General features: G+C 44.0%; 18 protein-coding genes. 7 read left to right on the top strand and 11 right to left on the bottom strand.

Annotated features, from left to right (window positions below):
* Positions 1 to 40 precede the first annotated feature (40 nt).
* Positions 41 to 1,540: a MocR-like pyridoxine biosynthesis transcription factor PdxR gene (pdxR, locus tag H4K34_RS12725; protein ID WP_210757764.1), complete on the bottom strand. Its 1,500-nt coding sequence runs from the start codon at positions 1,538 to 1,540 to the stop codon at positions 41 to 43.
* A 120-nt stretch (positions 1,541 to 1,660) separates the two neighbouring features.
* On the opposite strand from pdxR, the gene H4K34_RS12720 reads away from it, so the two are divergent.
* From H4K34_RS12720 to H4K34_RS12690, 7 genes are read left to right on the top strand one after another with little or no spacing between them, the layout of a single operon-like run.
* Positions 1,661 to 2,755 (top strand): lamin tail domain-containing protein, encoded by a 1,095-nt coding sequence (locus tag H4K34_RS12720; protein WP_210757763.1) that lies wholly within the window; start codon positions 1,661 to 1,663, stop codon positions 2,753 to 2,755.
* A 53-nt stretch (positions 2,756 to 2,808) separates the two neighbouring features.
* Positions 2,809 to 3,768 (top strand): lamin tail domain-containing protein, encoded by a 960-nt coding sequence (locus tag H4K34_RS12715; protein WP_210757762.1) that lies wholly within the window; start codon positions 2,809 to 2,811, stop codon positions 3,766 to 3,768.
* Positions 3,769 to 3,777: 9 nt separating this feature from the next.
* Entirely contained in the window at positions 3,778 to 5,157 is a 1,380-nt protein-coding gene (gene dcuC, locus H4K34_RS12710) for a C4-dicarboxylate transporter DcuC (protein ID WP_210757761.1), read from the top strand.
* Positions 5,158 to 5,159: 2 nt separating this feature from the next.
* A complete protein-coding gene (iadA, locus tag H4K34_RS12705) occupies positions 5,160 to 6,293 on the top strand; it encodes a beta-aspartyl-peptidase (protein ID WP_246452116.1) in 1,134 nt (377 codons plus the stop codon).
* On the top strand, positions 6,290 to 7,606 hold the full coding sequence (locus tag H4K34_RS12700; RefSeq protein WP_210757760.1) for a porin: 1,317 nt from the start codon (positions 6,290 to 6,292) through the stop codon (positions 7,604 to 7,606). Before iadA ends, H4K34_RS12700 begins: the two co-directional genes overlap by 4 nt.
* 1 nt (position 7,607) lies before the next feature.
* Complete coding sequence (locus H4K34_RS12695) at positions 7,608 to 9,161, top strand: M14 family metallopeptidase (protein ID WP_210757759.1); 1,554 nt, start codon at positions 7,608 to 7,610, stop codon at positions 9,159 to 9,161.
* 3 nt (positions 9,162 to 9,164) lie between these two features.
* Complete coding sequence (locus tag H4K34_RS12690; protein ID WP_210757758.1) at positions 9,165 to 10,391, top strand: porin family protein; 1,227 nt, start codon at positions 9,165 to 9,167, stop codon at positions 10,389 to 10,391.
* 146 nt (positions 10,392 to 10,537) lie between these two features.
* On the opposite strand, the gene H4K34_RS12685 is transcribed toward H4K34_RS12690, so the two are convergent.
* The 10 genes from H4K34_RS12685 to H4K34_RS12640 all read right to left on the bottom strand — a co-directional run bounded on the left by H4K34_RS12685 (position 10,538) and on the right by H4K34_RS12640 (position 20,329).
* Positions 10,538 to 12,022, bottom strand: coding sequence for a hypothetical protein (locus H4K34_RS12685; protein WP_210757757.1), 1,485 nt, complete (start codon positions 12,020 to 12,022; stop codon positions 10,538 to 10,540).
* 103 nt (positions 12,023 to 12,125) lie between these two features.
* Positions 12,126 to 13,271: a type II secretion system F family protein gene (locus tag H4K34_RS12680; RefSeq protein WP_210757756.1), complete on the bottom strand. Its 1,146-nt coding sequence runs from the start codon at positions 13,269 to 13,271 to the stop codon at positions 12,126 to 12,128.
* Positions 13,255 to 13,746 (bottom strand): PulJ/GspJ family protein, encoded by a 492-nt coding sequence (locus tag H4K34_RS12675; protein WP_210757755.1) that lies wholly within the window; start codon positions 13,744 to 13,746, stop codon positions 13,255 to 13,257. Before H4K34_RS12675 ends, H4K34_RS12680 begins: the two co-directional genes overlap by 17 nt.
* Complete coding sequence (locus H4K34_RS12670) at positions 13,736 to 14,098, bottom strand: type II secretion system protein (RefSeq protein ID WP_210757754.1); 363 nt, start codon at positions 14,096 to 14,098, stop codon at positions 13,736 to 13,738. The genes H4K34_RS12675 and H4K34_RS12670 overlap by 11 nt, the downstream gene beginning before the upstream one ends.
* Positions 14,074 to 15,297 (bottom strand): hypothetical protein, encoded by a 1,224-nt coding sequence (locus H4K34_RS12665; RefSeq protein ID WP_210757753.1) that lies wholly within the window; start codon positions 15,295 to 15,297, stop codon positions 14,074 to 14,076. The genes H4K34_RS12670 and H4K34_RS12665 overlap by 25 nt, the downstream gene beginning before the upstream one ends.
* Entirely contained in the window at positions 15,298 to 15,786 is a 489-nt protein-coding gene (locus tag H4K34_RS12660; RefSeq protein ID WP_210757752.1) for a hypothetical protein, read from the bottom strand.
* A complete protein-coding gene (locus H4K34_RS12655) occupies positions 15,783 to 16,721 on the bottom strand; it encodes a fibronectin type III domain-containing protein (RefSeq protein ID WP_210757751.1) in 939 nt (312 codons plus the stop codon). Before H4K34_RS12655 ends, H4K34_RS12660 begins: the two co-directional genes overlap by 4 nt.
* The gene (locus H4K34_RS12650) at positions 16,702 to 17,079 is read right to left on the bottom strand and encodes a hypothetical protein (protein ID WP_210757750.1); all 378 of its coding nucleotides are present in this window, start codon (positions 17,077 to 17,079) and stop codon (positions 16,702 to 16,704) included. The genes H4K34_RS12655 and H4K34_RS12650 overlap by 20 nt, the downstream gene beginning before the upstream one ends.
* 155 nt (positions 17,080 to 17,234) lie before the next feature.
* Positions 17,235 to 18,428, bottom strand: a complete 1,194-nt coding sequence (locus H4K34_RS12645) for a hypothetical protein (RefSeq protein ID WP_210757749.1) — start codon at positions 18,426 to 18,428, stop codon at positions 17,235 to 17,237.
* Positions 18,425 to 20,329, bottom strand: coding sequence for a secretin and TonB N-terminal domain-containing protein (locus H4K34_RS12640; RefSeq protein ID WP_210757748.1), 1,905 nt, complete (start codon positions 20,327 to 20,329; stop codon positions 18,425 to 18,427). The genes H4K34_RS12645 and H4K34_RS12640 overlap by 4 nt, the downstream gene beginning before the upstream one ends.
* Positions 20,330 to 20,332: the final 3 nt, after the last annotated feature.

Here is a 20,332-nt window from a genome sequence, read left to right as displayed (position 1 = left end):
CCAAACAGCAGTCCAATTAAAGTATTTTTAGCAGTCCAATTTAAAGCTTGGTATATAAGGCTCCCATTTGACTAAGCTTTCGGCGAATGATGGGCTTACGCACAGAGGAATAGCCTAAGATTAATCCATTCTGTTTTTCCTTATTCACAAAGCATTTACTGTAAGCATGGGTCACAATATTGTGTTGGGCAAAATGCGCCACCACTTCTGTATCCTTTACCCCATTTGGTAATAGCGCCAGGGTATGCAAACTGGGAACCGGATTGGCCAATTGCCGCAGCTTGCCCTTAAAATTGCTTTCAAACTGCTCGGTAAAAAGTGCCAGGCGCTCATCCGCTACCTGCATCAAGCTATGGATATGGTTGTGCAAATAATGCTTCTCAATAAATTGATTTAATACCACCTGAATGGAAGGCGGCACAAAGCGATGCGAGTGCTTTAAAAGCGCCTCTACCGGAGGTAGCAAATACTCGGGCAAGACCATGTATCCAATCCGAATGGAAGGATGTAATAAACGATTAAAGGTCCCCAGGTACACCGTGCGTTGATCGGTATCCAAGCTGTAAATAGAAGGTCGATATTCCCGATAATTATGCACCTCATGCTCGTAATCGTTCTCAATAATTATCGCCTTATTGCGACGAGCCCAGACCAATAAGTCCTGCTTGCGCTCCAGGCTCATGGGAGTGCCAATGGGATAATGACAAGACGGAGTACTATGCACCAATTTAATTGCTGTTGCCTCCCTGCCCTCCGGCATTGCCTCTACCTGAATTCCCGCATCATCAATAGGCACAGCTTGAATATCGGCTCCCAAGCCCTTAAAAATGGAATGCACATTAGGGAAAGTTGGCTCTTCCATGATAACGCCATCCCCAGGATTCAATAAGGTGGAGCCCAAAAGATACAGCGACTGCAAAGAACCCGAAACGATAATAATCTGATGGGGCTCGCATTTAATGCGTCTACTTAAGTTGAGATAGCTGGCGATATTGCTTTTAAGCTGATCAATCCCTGAAGAAGGTGAATAGGATAAAGCCGAAGATTTAATGTGCCGCCAGTACAAATTGGAAAGGTTCTTCCATTGCGTAACCGGGAATATATCCAGTGGCGGTAAGCCTGGTCGAAAGGCCAAACTCTTATCATCAGTGCTGTTTATAAGACCTACGTTCTTTTGAAAGGATTGCCCCATTCTCGATATTTCGGGATAGGCCTGTACATCAATCTCCACTTTTTCCGGCAGGCTGCGCGGTTCCTGTAATAGCTTCACCTGATTTCCCGATCCTGCTTTGGATTCAGTATAGCCTTCCAATCGCAAGAGCTCATAGGCCTTAACTACCGTGCTGCGAGATATCGCCAAACGGTCTGCCAATACCCGACTGGCGGGCAGGGTACTACCTGCAGGAATCTCATTATTGATAATCCCATCCTTCAGCAAATTATGCAAACGTTGGTAGAGCTTGGTATTCTTATTCAGACTGGCATGCCTGCGCGACTTCTCCCTGAAATTCCGTTCCAAACGCTCCAAAAGGCTCTCCATATTGGTATGCTTATTATTCCATAATTGGTATGCTAAAAGTAGGCAATATTAGGATTCCTTCGAAAAATCAAATGGATAGGAATGTCCCTGTCTCATTCTAAACCTCTTAAATTCTATACTATGCGAAAAATATTTACTCTTGCTTGCCTGCTCTTCCTGGGCATTCAAACTCAGGCGCAGCTGGTTATTAATGAAGTGCTTTATGATCCTTCTAACAATGCTCTGGATGGCGACGCTAATGGCGATGGCACCTACGATCAGGAAGATGATGCCTTCATTGAACTCTACAATTCGAGCAGTACCAATTTTGATATCAGTGGCTATCAAATTTGGGACGACACCACTTCTGGAAATTTAAAATTTGTTTTCCCAGCCAATACCTGGGTACCTCCACACGGGGTAATCGTGGTATTTGGATCCGGACCTTTAGTGGGGAATTTTGGCGGTGCTGTAGTATTATCTGCAGACACCAGCGCTGATGGTTTAAACCTCAACAATTCCGGCGAGGTGATTGCCATAAGAGATGCCAATGGCACTACAGTATTAACCTTTGATTCTGATGCCTTATCCAATAATCCCAATGAATCATACACCCGTAATCCGGATATCACTGGTGCTTTCGAGCAGCATAATGATAATTTCTCGGTATTGTTTTCACCCGGAACCCGGGTAGATGGCACGCCATTCGACACCAACTTTGTGGTTTCTTCCATTGATGTTCAGGGCCAGGGGGGCGGAGACAGTATTACCACTTTAGCCGGCACCCTTCAAATGGAGGCTATGGTTATGCCCAATTTTGCAGCAGACACAACTGTAAGTTGGTCGGTACCCGCCGGAAATGGCATCGCCACCATTAGCGCTACCGGTTTATTAACTGCCGTTTCAAACGGCTCGGTAGTAGTTACTGCCACTGCCAATGATGGCACTGGAATTAGTGGAACCGACACCATTCACATCAGCAATCAGGATATTGGTTTGAAGGAATTAAATCAGGCCTTCCAAATGGAAATTTTCCCCAATCCTGCTCATGATCAAATCCAGGTAAAATCTCCGGTTCAGATTGATCAAATTGAACTTTATACCTTGAACGGCCAGCTGCTGATGGAGACTAAGCAAGCTAATGCACTAAATATTTCAGGCCTGGCCCCTGGCACCTATTTATTGCGTGCCTTTGGCGAGGGCGAAAGTGCCAGCCAATTATTCGTTAAACACTAGAACCCCTGGGGAGCGGAATGCTTCGCTCCCCATTTTCATTTTAATTTGAAGCTATGCGCCTTATAAAATTTGCAGGCCTGGGCCTTTCTACGCTGATCCTTGGATTAAGCTCCTGCGCTACTGATGATGTTGATGGACCTGCTCCTTATACCGGTCCGGCAGTGGCTCTCTCGGCCGATATGCCAAGCATGATTGAAGCTAATGGAAGTATAAATCTGAGCGCTACTTTGGCCGCCACCACTAGCCAAGATGTCAATGTTAGCTTGCTATTCGGAGGCACTGCTTTTGGTGATGGAGTAGACTATCTCTTGAGTGATACCGAAATCAGTATTCCAGCAGGAAGCCTCTCTGCTTCTATTCTGATTACTGCTGTGCAAGACACCTTACAAGAAGGCAACGAAAGTATTGAAGTGAGCATCGCCTCTATTTCAGGTGGATCAGCAGGAACTACCGCCGGAATCACCATTACGATTGAGGATGATGATGTGCCCCTGGAATCGCAAATCATTTTAAATGAGATTCTTTACGATCCTTCCAATAGTGGTTTAGAAGGTGATGCCAATGGCGATGGCAGCTATGCCCAAAATGAAGATGAATTTCTCGAATTCGTTAATCTTTCTTCGCAAGCGGCGGACCTCAGTGGTTACCAAATTTTTGATACCGAAAATTTAACGGCCGGAACCCCAAATCACACCTTCCCTCCGAATACCATCGTACCGGCGGGAGGAGCTATAGTTGTATTTGGTGGTGGAACGCCTACCGGCAATTTTGGTGGCGCTATTGTGCAAACCTCAACTAGTGGAGACTTAAACCTCAACAATGCGGGTGACATCATGACTTTAAAGGATGCCAATGGTGAGGTGGTTTTGAGCTTCGACATTGAGCCGCTCTCCAATAATCCAAACGAATCTTATACCCGAAATCCGGACCTTACCGGTGATTTCGAGCAACATGGCGCTAATTTCCCTGTGCTCTTTTCACCTGGCACTCGCACTGACGGTAGTCCATTTTAATAGTCGACCTTGAATAGCTTAGGCCCCATATTAGCCCTTCTTTTTATTGTGGTAGTTGCCAGGCTCTTGCTGCGTAAATATCACCCACATGCAGTTTTATTAATTGCCGGTTTGCTTATGCTGGCCCTGGCTTTAATTCTGCAATTCCCGGTTCCCGAACCCATGAAGAGCACGGGCTCCAAAGGCCTGGATCTCTTCCGTTTACTTAAAGAATCCTTTGCCGGAACCAATGCCAAGGTGGGCCTGATGATTATGTCGATCGGTGGCTTTGTGGCCTATTCTGATGCCATTGGCGCTTCCAAAGCTTTGGTGCGCATCGCCATGAAACCGCTTTCCCTCTTAAGAAAGCATCCACACGCTACAGCAGCAGCAGTGATTCCCATCGGGCAATTGCTCTTTGTCTGCATTCCCTCAGCGGCAGGCCTGGGCCTCTTGTTAATGGCTTCCATCTTCCCCATTTTGGTGAATTTAGGGGTAAGCCGCTTATCCGCAGTTTCTGTGATTACCGCTTGTACTGCATTTGGAATTGGTCCTGCCTCGGCGATTACGGCCAGCGCCGTTTCTCTGGTGGAAGACAATAGCATTGAATTTTTCCTCGGTCATCAGATACCCTTGGTACTCCCCCTCTCTTTGATTGTGGCGGTGGCCTATTATTTCGTGAACCGTTATTTCGATCGCAAGAATCCGGAGGAAGCCGAAAACACTGCGGCATCTGCAGAAAGTAATTCTGATGCTGAAGAAAAGAAGGCACCGCGCATTTATGCTCTTATCCCGGTATTGCCATTGATATTGCTAGTGGTATTTAGCGACTTCTTTCAGATCTTTTCTAAACCCATTGTACTGGACACTACCACGGCCATGTTCATCAGTTTGTTCATCGCTTTGATATTCGAGTTTATTCGTCAGCGGAAACTCAAGCCAGTACTCGATTCTTTGAAAACCTTCTGGAATGGAATGGGCAATATTTTCAAGACGGTAGTTACCCTGATTATCGCGGCGGATATCTTCTCGCAGGGTCTGATTGCCATGGGCTTTATTGATGGCTTGCTCTACGCTTCCCAAAACTTAGGCTTTGAGGCGATTGGAGTGGGCATTGTAATGACCGTAATGATCTTCCTGGCCTCCATGCTCATGGGCAGTGGAAATGCCGCCTTTTTTGCTTTTGCCCCGCTGGTGCCTGAAATCGCCAAGCAATTTGGAGTGAAGGCCAGCCAAATGATTTTACCCATGAACCTGGCCGCCTCTATGGGCCGCACCGTGTCGCCGGTAGCCGGGGTTCTTATTGCCACGGCAGATATTGCCGGGGTTTCTACTCTACAAATTGTGAAACGAAATCTCATTCCCCTGGGGCTGGCCCTGGTGGTGATGTTGATATACCATTTTATCTAATTATGTTACTAATACGTAATGCACATGTATTTGCCCCCGAAGATTTAGGCATGCAGGACATCCTGCTTGGCGAGGGGAAAATACTGGCCATCGACTCCAAGATCGAAGCCAACAAGCATTTTAAAAGCTGGGATGCCCAGGGTCAAATTGTGACCCCCGGGTTTATCGATCAGCATATCCATATTATTGGCGCGGGTGGTAAGCGGGGATTCTCCTCTATGACTCCCGAAGTAAAAATGACCGACCTCGTACAATGCGGAACTACCACCGTGGTGGGCCTGCTGGGCACCGATGGTTCTACCCGCAGCATTAAAAGCCTCTATGCCAAGGTTAGGTCCTTGGAAATGGAAGGCCTTTCTGCCTATATGTACAGCGGCTACTACGGTTTGGATCCCATCCATATCATGAGCCGGATGCAAGAGGAAATGATCTTTATCGATAAGGTCTTAGGCTGCAAAATAGCCATTGCCGATATCCGCTCCTCTTATCCTTCCGAACTGGATTTACTGCGCTTATTACGCGAAATTCGAGTGGGTGGAATGATCGCCAATAAAAAAGGTATTCTCCATATCCACCTCGGAAATTTGAAGGATCAAATGGACCTACTCTTCCGAGTGGTTGAAGAATATGAATTCCCCATTCAGCATATTTCCCCAACCCATGTGGGACGAACCAAATCCCTCTTCGACCAGGCGATCGCTTTTGGCAAATTAGGAGGAATGATCGACATCACCACCGGAGCATCCAAGTATACTGATCCGCATAAATCAGTAATCTACGCCATGGACCAGGGGCTCTCTATCGAGCAAATGACCTTTAGCAGCGATGGTAATGCCGGCTTAGATCGATTGGATGAAAACAAAAACTTTATTGGGGTACGCGCCGCTTCATTTGCGGAGAACTTCCACGAAATGCGCGCCTTGCATCAAAGTGGATTAGCGCTGGAAGAAGCCTTAAAGCCAATCACATCGGGTCCGGCGAAAAACCTGGGCTTGGCCAATAAAGGACGAATTAAGGTAGGCGCTGATGCCGACTTCTGCATTCTCGATGATCAACTCCAATTACAAAGCGTAATCGCGCGGGGTCAGATGATGATGGAGAACGGGCAATTAACTGTAAAAGACACTTTCGAATGAAAAGTTCCCATTTGCTAAAATTGGGCGGAACGGCCTTATTGCTGCTCGGGCTCTGCTTTCAAGCCTGGGCACAGAATCCCCGCTTAAACCAGTATATCCTTGGCGATGGCCTCACCTTTACCGGAGATAAGGATTACACTGTAAACCTTAGGGGTTACTTCCAGCCTTATTACGAGTACAAATCCTTTACCGATCCGGCAATCGATCAAGGGGTACAGCGCTTTCGTATGCGTCGCTTACGTTTACGCCTTTCGGGTGAAGCGGCCCAACAGAAAATTGAATACCGCTTTCAAGCCGATTTTAGTGGGAACTCTGAAACCGGTGATGAAGCTGCAGGCTTCCTTTTCGATGCTTGGGTAGCCTATAATTTCAATCGCCGGATACGACTCACCTTCGGCCAAAAGGCCACGCCTACCGACAACCGCGAATTGTGGATGGGTTCCAATACCCTGATGCTGGTTGAACGGAGCAGACTCACCTCTTCCTTTGCCAGTATTCGTGAATTCGGGCTTTTTGCCGATGCGACCTGGTGGATTAATGGCGGACATTATTTACGTCCCTACCTCACCCTAACCAATGGTGATGGAGTAAATGTTGTGGGCAATGATCATGGCGGACTTAAGGTTGGCGGTCGCTTGGATTACCTACCCTTTGGTCTCTTCACCTATTTTGGTCAATTCCGTCAGGCGGATGTGGTGCGAGAGCTCAGTCCAAAACTGGTAATTGGTGGTTACTACAATATCAATTACGGGATGAGTAGCAGACGGGGTCGTGGAAGTGGTGACATCATCTATCTCAATAATGACAATGAAGAATCGCTGCCGGACTATGCCAAGTTTGGTGCCGACCTGATGTTTAAATACCGTGGTATTACCGTGATAGCTGAATACGCCGCCTCCAGCGCTACGGTGCCGGATGACATCACACAAAGAGTACGAAATGACGGTACTGTATCTCGCACCTTTGAGGTGGACGGAGTGCAGAATATAGAAAATTATGTAAAAGGCCGTTTGATGTTGGGTCAAGCCTTCAATATTCAGGCTGGCTATATGTTCCGTTCGCGCTACTCCATTGATGGTCGCTTTACGCACATCGAAGCCGATCAACACAGCTTCTTGAATAATGGCACTTTTTACAATCGTCCCAATTACTATACTTTGGGCCTGAGCAAATACTTCGGTAAGGGCTATGGCTTTAAAATTCAGGCTTCCCTAACCTATGTGAATGCCGCTGCCGGCTCCAATGATATTTACAGTTTGCCCATGGATGGCGACGAATGGATCGCTCGGGTAATCACCACATTCTCTTTTTAAGATGACTTGGCGTTATTCCATATCCATCATTGCAGTCCTCTTCCATTTTACGCTGAGGGCCCAATTTAGTCCTCAACCGAAGGAACTTACAGAGCGCTATTTCGCGGATCCTGATATTGAAATTAGCACCCCGGCCTTTGAGAGTAAGCGTGGCTTTACGGAATATGAGGATATGATGCCCTTTCTGCAAAAGCTAGCCGCTCAATATCCGGAGACCATGAGCCTGAGCTTCATCGGCGAAAGCCAGAAAGGTGAAAAAATCCCTTTAGTAAAATTGAAAAAAGCCAATGTGAGTGGCCAGCCCATTAAAGTATGGATGCAAGGGGGCTTGCATGGCAATGAACCGGCCAGCACAGAAGGCATGCTATGGCTTATTCAGCAAATATTGGAAAAGCCAGATTACTTCAAGCTCCTGGACCGTTTGGAGCTCGCGATTGTTCCTATGGCCAATATTGATGGCATGAATAAAGGCAGTCGCTATGCCGCCAATGGTCTGGATTTAAATCGGGATCAAACCAAATTAAATGCGCCAGAAAGCACGGTTCTCAAAACCGCTTTCAATGCCTTTGCCCCAGAGGTAGCAGTCGATTTCCACGAATACCGTCCCTTTCGTAGAGACTATGCACGCCTCAGTTCCTACGGAGTTACGGTGCCTTATGATGTGATGTTTCTCTATTCGGGAAACCTCAATGTGCCTAAAAACCTTCGCTTATACACCAAAGATCGTTTTGTGCAAGCTGCGGCCGATGCGCTAAAAGCGAAGAACATGACTAGCCATGATTATTTCTCGAGCACCAAAGTGATGGGCGCCATCCAGTTTAATCAAGGATCTCATAATGCACGTTCCAGCGCTACCAGCTATGCCCTTACCAATTGTGTAAGTAGCCTGATTGAAATCCGGGGCGTTGGCTTAGGTCGAACTTCCTTTAAAAGACGTGTGCTCAGCACTTTTACCGTGGCCTTATCCTATTTGCAAAGCAGCTATGAGCATGGTGAAGAATTACGCGCCGTAATCGCCAAAGCCCGAGAAGATCAAAGTCCGGCGGTAGTAAGCACCGAACGCCTCAAGGAAGAACGAGACATTTATATGATCGACGTAGAAAGCAATGATAGTATTTCATTGCGCGGCGTAGTGCGCGATGCCTGGCAATCTACGGCTAAACTTAGTCGGACCCGCCCCACCGCCTACATTCTCCTTCCGGAAAACACCGCCTTGGTAGCACGACTTAAAACCTTGGGCCTGGAAGTGCAAAATCTGGACAGTCCACAAAACCTGGAAATAGAAAGCTACACGGTTAGGGAATATCAGCAGGAAGCCGAAGAATATGAAGGTGTACATCGCCAGGAACTACAATGTGAACTAAAGACCGAAAGCCTGGAGATTCCCGCCGGCAGCTTCGTGGTTTATATGGATCAGAAGCACGCGAACCTGGCTATAGAAGTCTTAGAACCCGAAGCACCCAACAGCTTTGTTTCCTTCTCGGTATTTGAAACCAAGGCGGGCGCTCAATTACCTTATTACCGATACCTCTCCAACAAAAAATTGCATCCCTAAATCATGAAAAAAGCATATATACTCTTAGCGGCCTTATTTGCAGGCCAGGCCTTACAGGCTCAATTAAAGCCTAATGATCACCAAGCCTCATTTGAATTAGGTGAAGGATTGAATTTCAATTTTCAGGATGGCGACTACCGCTTTAAAATAGGTGGCTTTATTCAGCCCAATATCGAGTGGCAGCAGGTAGATACTGAGGATGGCAATTTCCTGCTTAATTCCAAGCGCACCTATTTCAATTTCTCAGGTCAGGCCAAGGAAGAGAAGCTGAGTTTCTTGCTGCAATTGGACTTTAGTCGTACCAATCCTCTATTGGATGTTTGGGTAGCCTATCATCCCTGGCAGGCCCTTACCATCACTATGGGACAAAAGCAAAATATTGGCAATAACCGTGAGATGTTGATTATGGAGAACAATCTCCAGTTTGCAGATCGCAGCCTATTTAGCGAGTCTTTTAGTAGAAGCGGCCGTGAATTAGGCCTATTCCTGGACTTGAAATTAGGTACTGAGAATTTCCGAGTGATACCACAGGCGTCCCTTACTTCGGGGGATGGCATTAATAGCTTTGGTGCGGATTCTCGTGATGTAGATTTAGGGGGATTTAAATACAGTGGCCGCATCGACCTTTTGCCTTTGGGCGATTTCTCTGAAGGAGGTTTAGAAGGCTTGGCCGATTTAAATCATGAAGAAGACTTAAAGATGATTATTGGTTTAGCCGGTAGCTACAATGATGGCGCCAGCGATGCAGTTGGTGAAGGTCATGGTACACTGGTTCTTTATGATGGGGCCGGCGCAGTGCAATATCCGGACTACCGCCAATGGTTTGCCGATCTTTTGATGAAGTATCGCGGATTATCACTTTATGCGGAATACGGTCAGGGCAGCGCCACCAATTTAGAGGGCACCTACCTGAACCCCAGTATTGAAGATCCCTTGCTTGCCACTCAGATTAGCGAGTACTACAATTTGGGCACCGGCTTTAACGGACAATTGGGCTATGTAAGCAGAGGCGGCTATGGCATAGACCTGCGCTACAGTGCGGTGTACAATGAATTTGAGAATAATCAGAATGCCTTGTTGGGCAATTCCAATGCCTATGGCTTGGCCTTAAGTCGCTATTTAAAAGGCAATGATTTGAAAGTATTAGTAGCGGTGAATTACCGCGAATACCCTGAGGCCACGCAACTAAACTTTTTGACTGCGCAATTAATGGTGCAAGTTGTTTTTTAGAAACTTGAATACTAATAGCGAAGCTTGAATTACAAATTCAAGCTAGTCAATTGTGGGATTTGAAGACCGGGCGAGAGTTCGGTCTTTTTTTTAATCAAATCTTTAATAAAACATGTTCCTTTGCTAGCCTGAATTTGCAATTCAGCCTACTCCAAAACCAAGCTCACAGCCACTCCTTCCGATTTCAAAACATAAACCCCGGCCGGCAAAGAGTTTCGATCCAATCGAAATAGCTCCTGCCCGGTAATTTTGAAAGTGCGCATACATTGGTCTTGAGTATTATACAAGGAGAGGGATTGCTGATTAGGCTCACCTTTCATTCGAATCCAGGCAAAATCCTTTATGGGATTGGGGAATACTTCAATAGTTGAAGGTTCTGCATAAGTAGGGAGGCTAATCCACGGCTGACCATAATAACGACTTAGCACCAAGCCTTGACCGGAACTATCATAGCGAGCGCCGGCTAAAACTACTTTCCCATCAGCTTGTATAGCCAGGCTATTGGCCAGGGAATAAATTCCCATCGGACTTTGTAATATTCCTCCCTGAGCAAAATTGAAGTTCAAAGAACCATCTCCCAATAGGTGAATTAACTGAAAATGCCCTTGCCCAGTATGTGGTCGAGAGCCGCCAGCCAGATACATGCTGCCATCCGCACGAAGCTTTATATCCTGCACTTTACCAACTGCCGGCTGGCTAATTCCACTCTGTCCAAAACTTTGATCTAAGCTGCCATCCGGATGACAACGAATAAGGGTGACTAGAGAATCGGATGCACCGGCAAATATCAATTTACCATCCGCCTGTTGAGCTGAAGCCCTAACTTCGGCGAAATTTCCAATAGCGATTTGCACGGAACCCTGGCTTCCAAAACTGCTATCCAGACTTCCATTCGAATCGAAGCGCATGGCTGCGAATTCTCCATCTACCACACCAGCAATTAGAATCTTGGCATCTTGTTGAAGCAGTCCAGTATAGGCTCGCCCAGACAATCCAATCACTACCCCATCTGAACCAAAAGCACTATCAATCTGGCCATTGGGAAGGTAGCGCGACAAAGTGAAAAAGGGTTTATCATTACTAAAATGACTAGCATGCCCCAGACAGAGAATTTTGCCATCATTCTGAATTAGCACCTTCAAACATCGCTCGCTATAATAACCTGGATAATCGTGAATAAGTTTTCCTTGATCTGCAAAGCTGGTATCGAGCTCACCATTGGCTAAGTAGCGAACTATATTCACAAACCATCTGGAAGCCCCAGCCACCACTATATTACCATCCGGCTGCAATGCCATGCTGGCCGGAACACTGCGATCTTCAATAGCCGTAATCACCCGTCCGTTTGTGGCAAAGGAACTGTCTAATGCGCCATTTGGCTTTAACTTAAGCAGGGCAAACTGAGCGGTGGTAAAACTCGCTTGAACCGTTGCCGCTACCAGCAAACTGCCATCCGCTAAATAGACCACATCATGAGCTTGCTCGCTTAAGCTCCCTAATGTCAATTGGCTAATCCCTGCCTTCCCGAATGAAGGATCCAAGCTCCCACGATGCTGAGCTGTTACTTGCCCGGATAGGCACAGGATACCTAATAGGACTAAAAATTTAGATAATATTCCAGGCCATTTCATTGCGGGAAAAATTGGGTTTCAAGGATTAAAGATAGAGGAAGAAGCTGAATCACTTCAATTTATTATCCCCGCAAAGGTTTAGTTCAAAATGACAAAAGCACAATCAATAAGACGCACTCATTTGGAACATCGGCATATACATCGCGATTAAAATTAAGGCGACAAAAAAACCTAAGAAAACAATAATCAAGGGCTCCATTGTATTACCCAAAACCTTGGCTTTATGCTCAAGCTCACTTTCTGTTTGGCCACTTAGCTTTTCGAGCAAGAAGGCCAAATTATTTGTCTCCTCCCCCACTTTGATTAAGCCTTTTAGCTTGGGAGACAATAATTTATTGTCTGCAATACCATTGTAAAAACCCTCACCCTCCAGCACCTTATTTTGAGCATCTTGTAAGGCTTTCTGTAATGGGTAAAAAGAGAGCATTTTCGAACTTAGATCTAAAGCACGTACTAATGGCACCTTAGCTCTGAGTAATAAGCCCAAACTTTGCAACATCCTCAGGATATTGTTCTCAAGAATTAAAGGACCTACTAAAGGTATTCTCACCAAGGCACTTCCTAAATTGAAGCGATAGTTTAAATTCTTCCGTAACCTAAGATGCAGAGTTGCCAATATCAAGGAAGTCACTAGTATCAGACCAAATATTGGTCCGATGTTCTCGGAAATCCGAATCACAAACTTTGTAACCGACGGTAAATTATTACCCATTCTTGCAAAAACCTCTTTAAACATGGGGACCATGAAATAAAACATAAAAGTTATTGCAATAATCGCGGTAAATAGGATCACCAATGGATAACTAATAGCTCCGATGAAATTTCTTTTTTGTTTTATCCTTTGGCTAAAGAAATCCGCCAACCTCTTTAAAATCTCAGAAAGATTACCCGTTTCTTCCCCAATCTGCACTGAAAAATACTCATAAGCCGTAAACTGCTTATCCAATTCTAATATTTCAGAAAACCGCTTACCCTGCGTCAACTCTTTTAAAATCTTCTCTAAAAGAATTCTATGACTCTCCTTTTTCTGTTGCTCCAGAAGTAGGTCAAGTGCAGCTTTCAAGTTCAAGCCAGAATCTAATAAAAGTGCGATCTCAGAATAGAAGTGCTCCTTAAAATTATCTTTCAATTTGGATTCTCCAATCTGAGTCTGCAACAATTGGGTAAGAGCACTGTCCTTCTTAGAACTTTCCTTTGAGGAATTTGTATGCACCGTTTTCTTCTGAACTTCCTTAATCGAGATGCTCATAGTCTTCTAGGCTTATTGATTGAGGATAATTCTTAAAATATGTGAAATCCATACTGTCTCCTTCCTGCCAAAACCTTAGGCGTAAAGAATCAACTACCATTAAACTACTATGGTTCTGATGGCAGAATGCAACAAACTCAAATTTTCCTAAGGAATATTGGACACCATTTTCATAGGATGCAAGGTTCTCCTCAAACTGAAGATTAACAAGAGTATCCGAATACTGAAACACCAAATGCCCCGTCTCCAATTCACTAATCTTGATTGCATCATTCCATTGGCTTTGAAGGACTTCATTGAAAGTTAATCGCTCCTGAAACAAATCTGACCTTGCTTTAGTCTGCTGGAAATACTGATTTAGGATTCTCAGACCTAAATAACACATGCTAATTAAAATCGCACTTAGTGCAATTCCAATGAGTACTTCAATTAAGGTGAATGACTTAAGCCTGTATGTGCTATTCCTAATGAACATAAAACCATCTGATTCTTTCGTAGCTAAGGCCTGAGTTTTTATTCGATTCCGCCCTAAAATGCAATCCTATCAAATGTTCCCCCTTATGCTCTTTATCAATACTTAGGGTCCAGCCTGATATATCAGGAGGTAGATATTCGAGCTTAAAGTCCAATTCCTGCTTCTGAAAATATTGACTAGCCACCTGCTGCACTTCTGCTAATCTTTGGTTGGTCCCCCCTGGGCCATTTAATCGGAGAAAAATCATCATCCCAAAGCCTAAGACCAATGAAATCACAGTCATTGCAACTAAATTCTCCACCAATGTACTTGCCTCTAACTTGGTGCTCATATCCTTGATGCTAGATGACATTCCCCTTTATCTTTAAAAGGAAGAAACAATAAAGTACCAGGGTAATTCAAACGATTTATTTTCCCGTTAAGAATCACATTTTCATGTATCCCGGACTGTGTTTTCAACAAAAAGTAACGTGTATAAACTTGACCAAGGACAGTACCTTCCAATTGAAGGTTTGCAGCACAGTAAACAGCTCCCATTACTTTGGAGCCAGAGGCGAGTTCTGCATGCACAGTATTGTTTTTGTAGGGGATCTCGCTTAGATGAATTATACTCCCTCTAAAGACAGACTGAGCTTTCTGTTGATACAAAGCTTCTCTCCCTTCAAGGTGTAATAAAATAGCACTACTGGGATAGTCTAACACCGCTGAATTTCCAATCCTAATCTCATCCGTGGCAATCAGATGGGCCCGAATTTCCACACTATCCTCCACCACAATTTTGGGCGCTATTATCACAATATTATCCAACTTAACACCCCGTCCGATTTGAACCTTTTGGTCTGAGATGAGAAGAATATTCCCCTCAAAAGCGCCATCATTAAGTAGTATCTCGGTGGATGATTTTAGCACCAGGGTTTTCTTCCAAAAAGGATGGTTAAGTTCTTTTGCATACCCTATAGTATGAATACTGTCTTGAGCCTTTATCTTGCCTTGCAGATAAGACAACCAATAGGCGTTTAAGTCATATGCGAAATCAGGGAGTTGTTTATTGGCAATTTTCTCCTTTCCGAAAACCAATTTCTCTCGCTTATAATTTTGACCGTCAATAAAAGCGGATTTCAAGCCTTTCTTTGATGTTTTCACATCTCCATTTAACCACGCATCGCCTGCTAATGACAATACATTATTTTCATCGGATTGATAGAGTGCTAAGGTGGTATCCGTTGGCAAATAGCCAGTTATAAAGGTCCTTTGAAGGGCTCTATCGGAAGCGATAACCCTTGAGCTGACTAATTCAAAGGCTCCCCAATGCCGATGTTTATTAAATGCTATTGCGTCAAAATCAGTTTGATCAATCTTCTCTTGATAATCTATCTCCCTGGTCATTGCCCTGGCGATTCCGGATTGCAAGGCATCTTCCATACGAAACGAAATATCTGAACGTATAAATGCCAGGCGATTCAAATGCACCAAACCTATCATCATGGTGCATATAAGTGCCACAATGATAGCCAAGAATAGTGCATAGGTTAATGAGCCGGCTTTCAGCATTTACTTTTTAAAATATTTCTTTTCTCTGTGGAATTTAAATTGAATGGAATCGCTTTTTGCATCGATCAATTCTAAGCCACGTTCCCTGTCACCTAATGACATAAAATAAATCTGTCCATCTATTTCGACTAAACATAGAGATTGCCCTTTCTTTACGATAAGCCCGCGATACTGCACTCGAGGCCAATGAAGCTCAATTGGCTTAAAAGTAACTTTCGTTGTTTTTGTTTCTTGGGGGCTTTTCGATACAGGTTTTGCCTTTTCAGATGAACTTGATTTATCAGGCCTAAATGGATCAGGATATTCAAGGTTTAAAACGTACACGTTTGTATCGGTATCCCTCTCCTGAGTTATTACTTTTTGTCCCGAATTCGGAATCTCAAAGTCCGGTTCCCCCAAGGCATCCACCAATCGATAGGCCACTAGTCCCCAAATAACTAAAACCGCAGGAACGAGAAGAAACAGCGTTTTTTTGTTATTTAAATTCATGGAATTTGAAAACTACGAACTGAACTAAACGGACTCCTATTTCCTGCCTTATCAATCGACTTAAGTCGCCAGAAATATTGACCACTGGAAAGGGTATCCACCACCAAGCTTGTGCCCCTTACCTCAGCATCAGCATAAATCAATAAAAACAAACTGTCGGTTGCCAACTGTATACTATCCCGGATAGAAGCTCCCCCCATTCGATAATGCAGCCACTGGAAGTTAACTGATGCATTGCTTAAACTTTGCCCATTTGACGGACTAATAAGTTGAGGCTTAGCAGGGGCAGTGGTATCCAGAAAAAAGCTCCTTTCGCTATAGGGACTTAAACTGGTGGTATTTAAGGCTCGAACTCTCCACAAGTAATTACCTTCTTCATCCAAGTTTATGTTTTGACTCGGCTCTACTGGTGACCATGAATTAAGAATGGTTCCAAAGCTATTCCCCGCAGCTAAATCAATCGTATAATATTCAGCATTATAGAGGGATTGCCATTTCAGGATCTGATTCTTCTTATTTGTAGTATCCTTATCAGCAGGACTAAGTAAGAGAACCTCCTGACTGCTTAAGTCCAGGGTACTATCCACATACAATCGATATAGAGTATAGGCAGTTGCGCTCGAATTATTAAAAGCTCTAACCCTCCATTCATAAGCCCCCGGAGCAAGGGTAAATCGCACTTTAGTTTCAGTAACGATAGTATCCACTACCAAGCGATTTATTTGTTCAAAGTTTGGTTGCGCAATTTGAAACTCATAATCCAAAGCGCCGTCTACTTCATACCAGTAAAACAATTGAGAAGACAACTCCGTAACAAGGCTATCCCTTGGGATAAAAATCTCAATTTTCTCATCATCAAGCTGAGGTTCCTGGAATTCAGTACAAGCCACCAGAAACAGGCAGATGAAAACCAAGCTACTTAGTACTCTCATCATCTTCATAGAGGTTTTGGACAAAAATTGTTTGATACAATTCTTCCTTCTGATTATTGTAATTCTTTCGTAATTCAAAGTCCACTGAGGCCACCGTTCCCAGTTTAAAATCACTTTCCAAATGGTTTAGCAATCGGAGATGATCCTTATAAGCTCCTTTTAAACTTAAGCGCAGGGTTTCAATTTTAAAGTTTTGATCCTGAGCTATCATCAATTCTGAAAACTCCGTTAACTGCAATCGATGATCTGCCGCAAAGGAGCCGACCACTTGCAATAAGGCTTCTTCAAAGCCCTGCTCAACTCCAGCACTGCCACCCAACTCTTGACTCAGCATAGCCTCTTGTTGCCGTAACTGCATCATTCGCTCTTCTACCCTTGCAATCCCTTCTTTTTGATCCTCATAATTTTTATACGAGCTTCTTTCTGAAAAGGCCTTACTTATCGACAAATTCCATGAAGCTATTAGCAGGATTAGAAAGCCCGCTACAAGCATGTAAAAACGGTACTGTGGCGTCTTCATGAAGGATCAATTTCAAGTTTCAGTATAAACTCTGCTTCATGTCCTGTCGACAATTCTTGATATCCCAAAATCTCCAATTCAGCCACCCATTCTAATGCCTTAATTTTTGATAACCAATCCTGAAAGCTCCGGTAGCTCTTTGCTTCACCGTGAATGCGAACCATATTTCGCTCATAAAAAACCTTCCCCTCTTTTTCCTTTATTCGTTCAACCGGATGCGATTGCAGCCTTTTAAACTTCACCTCTTTTGGAAGTCGTTCCGCTAATTGATCCAAGGCTTGGGCCGTAGATAAATAATCGCTTTGATTATTAGCGATGAAATTGCGTTTGGTACTTAAAGCAGCCTCTAGTTTCTCTAAGCTTTCTAGCTGCCATTGATAGTCTTGAGCCTTGAAAGCCACTTTATTATTAAGATTATTATAATAGCTAAAGCCTAAAAAACTAAACAGAAGCAGCACCAAAACAGAGCCCAAGCCATATTTAATTAAAGCCTGATTCCACTTGCTGAATTTCCACTGACCACGATTGTAGACTACTTCATTCAGGACAGAAGGAAGCACTGCATTACTACAAAATAGCAATGCATAGGCAAAAGCTCCACTCACCGCAGATTCTACTTCTTCCCCTAATAAGTGCATAATACCGGACTGCTCTGTAGCAGGAACCATTTCAAGAGCTGCGGGATCAAGCTCATATCCACCAATATGCGTAGGCTCCTGCAGTAATTCAGCCAGAGGCTCAAGTAAAAAATAAGGGCCAATCTGCAAATCAATCAAGGGATGGCTTGCGGGCCAATTCTGAAAGAACTCATCCAGCACTTCTTTCCTAATCACAGAAACATGTGCCATGGAATTAATCTGATCAACCTGAAAGTGGACAGACTTAGAATTTACCGCTGGAAAGGCCTGTTTTAATAATTCAGCCGCTTCCACAGTTTCCGGAGAGTCCAATTTCACATTTTTGGTCAAGACCTTTCTCCCACTCAAATAAGCAATACAGGGCAAAGCTCTGCTTTGCTTTAAGCTTTCAAAATCGGAATATACTTTTTGGTCCTTCAGGCTCAAGAGCCCTTTATGATATCGCAATTCACAAGCACGGATTTCCATTCCGGAATCCCGATAATGAATCTCCAAGGCCATGAAATGGCCAGGAACCTGAAAGCCATTCAGTATGTTATCCAGGATTTTCAATAGATAATTACTGGTTTTATAAAGACATTCAGTTTAGACTTACTATCACTACGAGTCCGGCTACTAAAGAGCCATTTCAATACAGGAATTCTGCTCAGCAATGGTAAACCGGAGCCGGTATCATTTGCACTTTTTTCCTCTAAACCGCCTAACAGAACAATTTCATTATTCTTAACTCTGATCATAGAGGAGAACTTGCGACTCACATTTCCTGGAGGAGCTTCCGGCGAAATTCGAGCGGTGAAATCACTTTGCTCTACTTCTATATCCAAGGTTACTTGATCCTTAGAACTCACCATGGGCTTCACTGTAAGGGTAAAGTTTGCTTCTACCGATTGATAATTTCGGGTTGTGGTGGGAATAGGATTTTGAACTCCCTGAATATTCACCTGCTCCACCACATAATACTCTGTGTTTCCTATACTCAAGGTAGCCTCATGTCCATTTAAAGTCGAAAGCTTGGGAGTGCTCCTAACATTTAGTAAGCCATTAGTCTCCAACAGCTTTAGATTCATATAGAAATTGGGAGTTACCGGACCTAAATTCAAGGTGCCAAAACCATTAAAGCTTCGAATTATCTCATTCAATGATTGAGAATTGAGACTGTAATCTATACCAGGATAAACACCTCCTCCGGAACTAGCGGCGGGCTGTTCGCCTACCCCTGCTTCTATACCGGTACTTACATTGAAATTGCGTTGATAATCCACTATAATCACCTCAATAATTACTACCGGAACGGGCTTGTCAATACTTTCCAGAAAACTGGCCAATTGTTCCACCTGAGGATAGGCGCCAGAAACAATCAAACTATTCAATTCTTCTAGCTCCTTAACCTCGATATCCTTAGACAAATTGCGGGGAATATAATCGACCACTTTCTCCACCGATCGATTAAGCAATCCAATTTGGCGAGACTCCAAAAGCCCCTGCATTTCGCGATCCCCGATTAGATAGATATCATTTTGAGGTTTATAAGTGAAGTCCGTTCCTTCAAACAAACGATTAAGCAATTCATCTAAACTTACCTTTTGAAGATTCAAGGTTGCATTGCCTGGAATTTGATTATACAAGAAATACTGTTGATTCAAAGCTCCAAATACCGACTCCAAAAGGGACATAATTGGCTCATCCTTAAAATACAAGCTGATCAAATTCGAATCCACTTCAATGGCTCCTGAACTAGAGCGCTTTAAGTCTCGAAATCGTTTTGGGCTCTGAATCCCTGCATCGGAGGCACCCTTAGAAACGGCATTCTCCAACAAATAGAAACCATCTTCTGTTTTGCTAATCTGTAGTTGATTTGCAAATGCCAGTTTATCCATAGCCTGGTCAAAGGGCACATTTTCAAGGTAAATGCTCAACCTTTTCATTCCTAAATCAGGCGCATAGACCAGGTTTTTCCCCGATAGCTGAGTTATACTTTTCGCCACCTTAGCCAAGGTATCCTGCCTCAATTCCATACTAATATGCTCAGTGGCTGTATCATAGTCAACCGCTACCGAAGGAGGTATACGAATTTTAGGAGGAGCCGGAGGGGCTTTATAGGGACTTATATGAATGATACTCCCCGTGAATTGAAGATCGAGCTGATATTGTTTGGCTAAAAATAGCAGGACATCGCTAACGGCTACATTGCTAAAAGTATTAGAAACATTGCCCTTGACATCTTCACTAACACTTATATTAACCTTATTTTGAGTTCCAATAGCACGAATAAACTCAGCTAATGGCGCCTGGCTCACCGATAAATCTACTGGCTCTTGGAGTCCTGGATTATCTGTTATTTGTAATTCTAATTCAATGGCTAGTCTGGCTATGCGCGCACTGTCGCTAAGTGATTGTGCATAGACCAAGCTTGAGCTCATTATAAAAACAAGAAGTAAGAGGTACTTTCGCATGAA

Origin of the sequence: Croceimicrobium hydrocarbonivorans, from assembly GCF_014524565.1 — a bacterium.
GTDB lineage: Bacteria > Bacteroidota > Bacteroidia > Flavobacteriales > Schleiferiaceae > Croceimicrobium > Croceimicrobium hydrocarbonivorans.
The sequence above is the reverse complement of the archived record's forward strand: the minus strand, read 5'-3'. Positions and strand labels throughout refer to the sequence as shown.

Bases quoted from the DNA above. Each gene is read 5' to 3' on its own strand.
- H4K34_RS12660 (WP_210757752.1), bottom strand. From the start codon at position 15,786: ATGAATTTAAATAACAAAAAAACGCTGTTTCTTCTCGTTCCTGCGGTT.
- H4K34_RS12695 (WP_210757759.1), top strand. From the start codon at position 7,608: ATGACTTGGCGTTATTCCATATCCATCATTGCAGTCCTCTTCCATTTT.
- H4K34_RS12675 (WP_210757755.1), bottom strand. From the start codon at position 13,746: ATGTTCATTAGGAATAGCACATACAGGCTTAAGTCATTCACCTTAATT.
- pdxR (WP_210757764.1), bottom strand. From the start codon at position 1,540: ATGGAGAGCCTTTTGGAGCGTTTGGAACGGAATTTCAGGGAGAAGTCG.
- H4K34_RS12700 (WP_210757760.1), top strand. From the start codon at position 6,290: ATGAAAAGTTCCCATTTGCTAAAATTGGGCGGAACGGCCTTATTGCTG.
- H4K34_RS12685 (WP_210757757.1), bottom strand. From the start codon at position 12,022: ATGAAATGGCCTGGAATATTATCTAAATTTTTAGTCCTATTAGGTATC.
- H4K34_RS12720 (WP_210757763.1), top strand. From the start codon at position 1,661: ATGCGAAAAATATTTACTCTTGCTTGCCTGCTCTTCCTGGGCATTCAA.
- H4K34_RS12715 (WP_210757762.1), top strand. From the start codon at position 2,809: ATGCGCCTTATAAAATTTGCAGGCCTGGGCCTTTCTACGCTGATCCTT.
- iadA (WP_246452116.1), top strand. From the start codon at position 5,160: ATGTTACTAATACGTAATGCACATGTATTTGCCCCCGAAGATTTAGGC.
- H4K34_RS12680 (WP_210757756.1), bottom strand. From the start codon at position 13,271: ATGAGCATCTCGATTAAGGAAGTTCAGAAGAAAACGGTGCATACAAAT.
- H4K34_RS12655 (WP_210757751.1), bottom strand. From the start codon at position 16,721: ATGATGAGAGTACTAAGTAGCTTGGTTTTCATCTGCCTGTTTCTGGTG.
- H4K34_RS12650 (WP_210757750.1), bottom strand. From the start codon at position 17,079: ATGATGCAGTTACGGCAACAAGAGGCTATGCTGAGTCAAGAGTTGGGT.
- H4K34_RS12690 (WP_210757758.1), top strand. From the start codon at position 9,165: ATGAAAAAAGCATATATACTCTTAGCGGCCTTATTTGCAGGCCAGGCC.
- H4K34_RS12640 (WP_210757748.1), bottom strand. From the start codon at position 20,329: ATGCGAAAGTACCTCTTACTTCTTGTTTTTATAATGAGCTCAAGCTTG.
- H4K34_RS12665 (WP_210757753.1), bottom strand. From the start codon at position 15,297: ATGCTGAAAGCCGGCTCATTAACCTATGCACTATTCTTGGCTATCATT.
- H4K34_RS12670 (WP_210757754.1), bottom strand. From the start codon at position 14,098: ATGTCATCTAGCATCAAGGATATGAGCACCAAGTTAGAGGCAAGTACA.